Origin of the sequence: Photorhabdus luminescens subsp. luminescens (assembly GCF_001083805.1) — a bacterium.
Lineage (GTDB): Bacteria > Pseudomonadota > Gammaproteobacteria > Enterobacterales > Enterobacteriaceae > Photorhabdus > Photorhabdus luminescens.
Map to the genome: position 1 here is coordinate 523,684 of NZ_JXSK01000004.1, position 7,272 is coordinate 530,955.

Here is a 7,272-nt window from a genome sequence, read left to right on the forward strand (position 1 = left end):
GAGTTAATATGTCTATAGAAGATGTGAACAAAATAGATATGATAGGTATACCTAATGACAATGAAAACTTAGTTGTTCTGGGATTAACTGATCATTTATCGTGGAGTGGTTCGATAGAAGAACATTTACTAAAACTACAAGAAAAAATAAATAGTTATATTCGTTTTATTGAAAGCGGAGAGATATACGAAAGCTTTCCTGCTTCTTGTGGAAAAAGTGAAATATTAATAGAAGTTTATTTTAAGTATTATATCCCACATGAATGTGCTGATTTTTTGGAAAAGGTTGGGGAAATTCTTGCACCTGTTAATATTCAGTTAAGATATGAAGAAGGTGATATTGCTTAAAATAGATGTATTAACTATGTGATCTCAATGACTAAATTAGCGCAGAAGGCTTGCTCACTGCGCTAATTTCGATCTTTTTTAACTTTCCAGCTGCAAACTCAATCTTCCGTAACAACTTGAATAATCAATTGTCCCCGTTCAACTCTCACCTGCACCGCCTGTCCGGTGGCAAATCCCGCCTCTTCCAGCCAGTTGCCTTTGAGGTGCAAACTGGGGTGCTGGCTGTAATAGCGAGTGATGCCAGTGTGGCGGTCGGCATGACATCGGCTGATATAGCCGACTTTATAGCGGCGCTGGGCTTTCGAACTGTTTGAGTTTGCATTACAATCGCGTTCAGCCATAAATCAACTCCTACATAGTTGGTTATGTGGTCAGCGGCCATCATGAGGTGCGAACTCATGGTAGCCGCGTCATCTCAGCGCTTGGCGCTCTTCATAACAACTTTTTCCATCATTGACTTGGTGACAAAACTGTCAATCACCATAATCAACGCCTTCTGCTCCTCATCGGATAACGAATCAGCCTGTTGCCAGAGTTCATGCAATATGTGGTTACGTATCTTCACATCTTTGCTGGTCTCGCAGCGGCCAACCAGTTCATCGAGAGAAACCTGTAAAACATCAGCCAGCTTAATCAAGGACTCCAGTTGAGGGACGATGTGTCCCCGCTCCCAGCGGTTATACACTCTGGGTAGTACCTCAATCATCTCGGCAAGCCGTGATTGGGTTAATCCCCGAGCTTCTCTGAGCATCTTAAGCCGTTCAGAAAATACGGACATATCAATACCTGTTTGCAAAACACAAATGTCCGCCATTGTACCCCTTCCTTTTTAGCTGGCTGTTGTAAAGTCTCTTTTATGTGATTATTATATATCGCAAACATGTCTATTGACAAGGTTCAAAAGGAAAGACTTATGACCCGCACTCCCGATACCGATTTAGCCCGCTTAAAGCAGTCCGTCTCATTGCTGGGGCTGGCGCGTAAGCAGGGCCGTCCGATGAAAAAACGCGGTGAGGATTATGTGCTGCGCTGCCCGTTCCACAATGAGAAAACGCCCTCAATGGTCATCTCACCGGCCAAAAACCTCTATCACTGCTTTGGCTGTGGCGCCGCGGGGTCGGTGCTGGACTGGGTGATACAAACGGAAGGGGTGACGCTGAAAATTGCTATCCGCCGGCTGCGGGAACTGGCCGGGTTACCGGACATGGACAATGCCGTGGTGGCCGCTTCTTCTTTAGCCGCCCAGCCGGAATCACAGGCGGCCCCCCTGCCGCGCCCGAAACTGGCCGATCTGGACGATGACGGGCAGGCGCTGTTGCGCCAGGTGATTGATTTTTATCATCAGAATTTACTGGCGTCACCGGAAGCGAAAGAATGGCTGGAACGACGCGGACTCAATCATCCTGAACTGGTCAGTCACTTTAAGCTGGGGTACGCGGGCCATCACGGGATCGGCGGTTCAGCGGGGTTATTGCCGTCCAAAAGCAGTCAGGAAGGCCAGCAACTGCGTGACAAGCTATCGGGTCTGGGCGTGTTGCGTACGACCACCCGGCAGGATCACTTCCGGGGCTGCGTCGTGGTGCCGGTGATCGGCTGGGCCGAATCGGCCAGTGTAGCCAGCCGCGGGCGGGTGCTGCAACTGTATGGCCGCCGAACCCAGCCGGATTACAAGGTGCTGAAAGACAGCCCGAAGCATCTGTACCTGCCGTCGCCACTGGCCGGGGTCTGGAACGAGGAAGCGATGAAAGCGGCTTCGGAAATCATCCTGTGCGAAGCACTGATCGATGCGATGACCTTCTGGTGCGCCGGGTTCCGCAACGTGATCGCCGCCTACGGCGTGAACGGTTTTAACCGCGATCACCTCGACGCCTTGCAGTATCACGGCGTGAAACGGGTGCTGATTGCCTTTGACCGGGACGAGGCCGGAGACCGTGGCGCGGCCAGTGTGGCGGCTGACTTACTGGAATCCGGCATTGAGGCGTGGCGGGTGCAGTTCCCGCCGGGCATGGATGTCAATGACTATGCCGTCAAAAGTGGCAACGCCGAACATGCGCTGGGGCTGGCCCTGCAACAGGCGGTCTGGTTGGGACAGGGAACGGCACCAGGTGCAGTGTTCAGTCATGAGCGGCCCGTCTCGTCAGATATGACGGAAAAGCCTCACAATGCAGATGTGGCTAAACCGGCTGCCTTAGCCGCCCCACCAGAGCTGACTGTTGCCCCCGTGCCTTGTGAGCGCACGGCCTGCGGTGAACTGCTGATGAAAAGCGGGCCCCGGGTCTGGCGGATACGGGGGATGAAAAAATCGCCGGTGCCCGATGTGATGAAAGTCAATGTGCAGGTGCGGGATGAAACGTCCGGCCTGTTCCATGTGGATACACTGGACATGTATCACGCGCGGCATCGTCAGAACTACATCAGCACGGCGGCGCAAGAGCTGGAATGCGAGCTGTCGGTCATCAAACGCGAAGCCGGGCGGGTCTTGCTGATGCTGGAGCAGCAACAGGACGCGCAACAGCAGGCCGACGCCGAAGCCTCAGGGACAACCGCAGTCACGGTCAGCGCAGAAGATGAAGCCGCCGCGCTGGCGTTGCTGACATCGCCAAACCTGACAGAACAGATTATCAACGACATGGCCGCCTGTGGCGTGGTCGGCGAATCGACCAATCTGCTGACCGGGTATCTGGCGGCGGTCTCGCGCAAACTGGATAAACCGCTGGCCGTGTTAATCCAGAGCAGCAGCGCGGCGGGGAAATCCTCCCTGATGGACGCCGTGCTGAACCTGATGCCGGAAGAGGAGCGTATCCAGTACTCGGCGATGACCGGACAGAGCCTGTACTATCTGGGGGAAACCAGCCTGCAACACAAGATACTGGCTATCGCCGAAGAGGAAGGCGTGCGGCAGGCGGCCTATGCCCTGAAACTGTTACAGTCCGACGGCGAGCTGAAAATCGCCAGCACCGGCAAAAACGAACAGAGCGGCGAACTGGTGACGCGGGAATACAAGGTGCAGGGACCGGTCATGCTGATGTTAACGACGACGGCCATTGATGTGGATGAAGAGCTGCTGAACCGCTGTCTGGTGCTGACGGTCAACGAATCGCGCGAGCAGACGCAGGCCATCCACGCGATGCAACGGCACCGTCAGACACTGGCAGGGTTGCTGGCTGACTCAGAGAAAGGTTATCTGACGCAGTTACACCAGAACGCCCAGCGCTTGTTAAGGCCGCTGAAAGTGGTCAATCCTTACGCCCATCAACTGACGTTCCTGTCAGACAAAACCCGGATGCGGCGCGACCATATGAAATACCTGACGCTGATACAGGCCATTGCCTTGCTGCGCCAGTATCAACGTGAAGTGAAGAAAACGACCCACCGCGGACAGGTCATCGAATATATCGAAATCACCCAAGACGACATTACCCTCGCCAACCGGCTGGCGCATGAGGTGCTGGGGCGCACGCTGGATGAAATGCCGCCGCAGACGCGTAAGCTGTTACTGCTGATACAAGAGATGGTGAACGCACAAGCGCAAATCCAGCACTGCCAGCCAAACGAAGTGCGCTTTACCCGGCGGGATATCCGCGCCTTTACCCACTGGAGCGACAGCCAGCTCAAGAACCACTGTCAACGGCTGACGGAAATGGAATACCTGTTGTTGCATGGCGGCAGCCGGGGACACCTGCTGCATTATGAACTGCTGTGGGACGGGGAAGACAACGGCGCAGCCCACCTGTGCGGCCTGCTGGATGTCGGAGAACCGGACTCAGAAACCGCCGGCAGTGAACGCAAGTCTGACCCGGAAGGTCGCAAGTCTTCCCCAAGTCCGGGGCAAGTCTGGCCTGAGTCTGGGGAAGAAAAACCCGCATCAGCCCGGACAGCACAAGAGTCAGCGGGGGCACAAGTCCGGGCAGATGAAAACGCTATTATTAAGGAAAATAATCACAGAGACGCATTGCCCGTGCCCGACAGGGATAAAACATCGGAAGCCATCCCGACAGGTCATGAGAGCAAGTCTGACTTAAATGAACGCAAGTCTGCCTCAAGTCTGGGTCAAGTTAGGGTCAAGTCTGGGGTGAAAAAATCCCCATCAGGGCAGACAGAACAAGGGTTCAGCGTGCCACAAGTCGGGGTAACGGAAGACACAGTGATAAAAGGAAAAAAGAAAACGCGCCCCTTGTCTGCGCCCGCCACTCAATCTCAACCGGAGGTCAATCATGGCAAACCGTAAACCGCGCAAAGGAAGTCTCCTGACCGTCGATGACGTCTACCGTCAGCCGGTGGGTCCAGCGCATGACCCAAAAAGCCTGTATGCGCTGCTGCTGCGCTTTGTGGCGTGGCGGCAGGAGCGGAACTGGTCGGAGACGACATTGAAAGTGCAGACCCATCATACTTACCGCTTTATCCTGTGGGCCACCGAACGGGGCCTGTACTCTGCCGCTGATATCACGCGGCCAATACTGGAACGTTACCAGCGCTACCTGTACCAGTACCGCAAGACCAACGGGGAGCCGCTGAGTATCCGCACCCAGCGCACGCAGTTGCAGCCGTTGCAGGTGTGGTTCAAATGGCTGACGAAACAGAACCTGATACTGGCGAACCCGGCAGCGGACATTGAATTGCCGCGGGAAGAAAAACGGCTGCCAAAATATATCCTGAGCATTGATGAAATCGAGCATATCCTGTCGCTGCCTGACCCGCATACGTTGCAGGGCGCACGCGACCGGGCATTGATGGAACTGCTCTGGTCAACGGGGATACGGCGCAGTGAAGCGGCCCGGCTCGATATCTACAGCATTGACGGGGCACGCAAAACGGTGACCATCCGGCAGGGCAAGGGCAATAAAGACCGGGTATTGCCCCTCGGCGAACGGGCCTTAAGCTGGCTCCAGTTCTATCAGCAACAGGTTCGCCCGCAACTGCTGGTCACCCCGGACCTTCAATCGCTGTTCGTGGCGATGGACGGTCTGGACGGGTTGCAACCGAACGGTATCACCCATGCCGTGAGCGGCTATATCCGGGCCGCCGGCATTGAGAAAAAAGGCGCCTGCCACCTGTTCCGGCACGCGATGGCAACCCAGATGCTGGAGAACGGGGCGGACCTGCGCTGGATACAGGCGATGTTAGGCCATGCCAGCGTGGAATCCACCCAGGTGTATACGCAGGTCTCTATCCGGGCCTTGCAGGTGGTACATGCCAGCACCCACCCGGCGGAGCAAATGGCCGACGAAAAAGTCAGCGACGCCGATGAGGTGGGTTTACTGGCCGACCTGTACGCCGAAGCTGACACGCCGCCAGACAGCCCGACGCCGACTTGACACCCCGATATCCGCTGACTGTCCGCCCGCCCCGTTAAGCTGGGCGGGTTCGGTGTGGGGGCAGACCGTGGCCGGACTGCCCGTTGGCATCGGCGCACGCGGGGGTAAATAGTCGTCAGGCGGCTTAACCTCTGGCGTCCCCGTAGAGCCGGTCCAGGCCGCCCAACGCCTATTCAACATAATGCGAGGGAATTATACGCACTGCGCCGATGAGCAAAGGTAACAACCTGAGCATCCATGAGCGGCTTAATGCGTATAATTGGCATTATGTCTGGCGCCCCCGCGGGTTGGCATTGGCGGGTGTGGCGCACAAGGCTGGCGCCTTCTGCTGTCAGCATCTGAGCCGGCCATCGGCAACTCAGCGTGCTTCTTTAGCTGCCGCGTTATCGTCCAGTCAACACCCCTGAAGGCAGGTCGGCCTGCGGCCTCCGCTAATTTACCGCCCCCCGCCCCAACCCTGCTTCACTGGCTGCGCGCGGCTCACACTGCGCTGCGCTCCGTTGCTCGTTCCCGTGCTCGCCATCGCCGCCCGTGCAGCCCCCCGGGGGGCTTCCCTGAACAAAACCGTGTGGTCATGCAAGGCTATGCGCAACCCGAAGCCACAGTGCCTCAGAGCGTCGCAGGGCGCCGCTTGCGGGCTCTATGCCGCCCGCGCCCGCAGAACGGTCACCCGCCGCCCAAGCAAGTTGGGCGACGTTCGCCCGTTGCCGAAAAAGGGACTCCCCTGACAAGGGCACGGCGGGAAAAACCGGCCTTCGGAGGCGAAAAGCGCGTCAGGGAGTTTTGGGTTCGGCGGTGAACGGACATGGGAAAAAACGGGTTGTAACTGACTGATGGCATTAGGAAAATCGCTGTTCGTCGGTGAGGTTCGCAATGGAATGCGTTGTTGTGGAGAATAACTTTTTGAGCGCTGACCAAATCGATGATTTTGCGGCCAGAGCCAAAGGGTGCGAGGCGCGTGGCGACTGCAATCAGATCGTGAAAGAAATGGAAGATTTGAGTCTGACGCAACGCAATGAGTTGATTGTGACCTGTGCTTCCGATCCTGCGGCTTGTAAAGAAAAATACGGTGAACTCCCCGCCAACAGTATGTTAGTACGTCAGGCGATTGATAAGGCACTGGGTGAAGATATTCCATGGAGCATGAAGAATGATCTGTCTGTTTTGCTGATGCAGCAAATGGATGAATCAGGGATTGTGACCAGTACGGAGTTTGCGCAGAAACTTGAGAAACAGTTCGGTCTGGATAAGCAGCGTGCGGAAATTTTGGCGGGTGCCGCATTAGGGGCTGTAACCGGTGGAATGAGCAACAGAGGGGGTAAGCCTGGTGCCGTCACCGAAGGAAAGAATGTTGTTATCGTAGACTCAGGTAAGAAGAGGGCTTGGAATAAGACGCTGAATAAACCTGAGCCGAATACGGTCTATCATGTTGATGGAAATAAAACATTCCAGACCGATTCACTTGGTCGCACTAGCCTTGCTGAAGGATCTCTGTCTTTGTCCAAGAATGATCGTAATACTTATCAACAGTGTAAAGCCGGTAAATGTGGTAATCCAGGAGATGAAGGTGGCCACTTAATCGCCAGTATATTTAATGGGCCTGGTGAAAA

6 protein-coding genes and 1 pseudogene are annotated in these 7,272 nt (G+C 55.4%); 5 read left to right on the plus strand and 2 right to left on the minus strand.

Annotated elements, in window-relative coordinates; all coding sequences use genetic code 11:
• Positions 1-8: 8 nt before the first annotated feature.
• Complete coding sequence (locus tag TI10_RS13175; RefSeq protein ID WP_049582794.1) at positions 9-347, plus strand: DUF6572 domain-containing protein; 339 nt, start codon at positions 9-11, stop codon at positions 345-347.
• A gap of 98 nt (positions 348-445) precedes the next feature.
• On the opposite strand, the gene TI10_RS13180 is transcribed toward TI10_RS13175, so the two are convergent.
• Both TI10_RS13180 and TI10_RS13185 read right to left on the minus strand, forming a co-directional pair.
• Positions 446-688 carry a SymE family type I addiction module toxin gene (locus TI10_RS13180; RefSeq protein ID WP_049582795.1) on the minus strand — a complete coding sequence of 81 codons (243 nt, stop codon included), beginning with the start codon at positions 686-688 and terminating at the stop codon, positions 446-448.
• A 74-nt stretch (positions 689-762) separates the two neighbouring features.
• Positions 763-1,161, minus strand: a complete 399-nt coding sequence (locus tag TI10_RS13185) for a helix-turn-helix domain-containing protein (protein ID WP_049582796.1) — start codon at positions 1,159-1,161, stop codon at positions 763-765.
• A gap of 99 nt (positions 1,162-1,260) precedes the next feature.
• On the opposite strand from TI10_RS13185, the gene TI10_RS13190 reads away from it, so the two are divergent.
• From TI10_RS13190 to TI10_RS13205, 4 genes and pseudogenes are all read left to right on the plus strand, one after another.
• The gene (locus TI10_RS13190; RefSeq protein ID WP_049583785.1) at positions 1,261-4,575 is read left to right on the plus strand and encodes a CHC2 zinc finger domain-containing protein; all 3,315 of its coding nucleotides are present in this window, start codon (positions 1,261-1,263) and stop codon (positions 4,573-4,575) included.
• Positions 4,562-5,662, plus strand: coding sequence for a site-specific tyrosine recombinase XerC (xerC, locus tag TI10_RS13195; RefSeq protein ID WP_049581113.1), 1,101 nt, complete (start codon positions 4,562-4,564; stop codon positions 5,660-5,662). Before TI10_RS13190 ends, xerC begins: the two co-directional genes overlap by 14 nt.
• Positions 5,663-5,871: 209 nt before the next feature.
• Complete coding sequence (locus TI10_RS25075; protein WP_049581114.1) at positions 5,872-6,069, plus strand: hypothetical protein; 198 nt, start codon at positions 5,872-5,874, stop codon at positions 6,067-6,069.
• Positions 6,070-6,550: 481 nt separating this feature from the next.
• A pseudogene (locus TI10_RS13205) lies at positions 6,551-7,272 on the plus strand (DNA/RNA non-specific endonuclease); the annotation flags it as partial.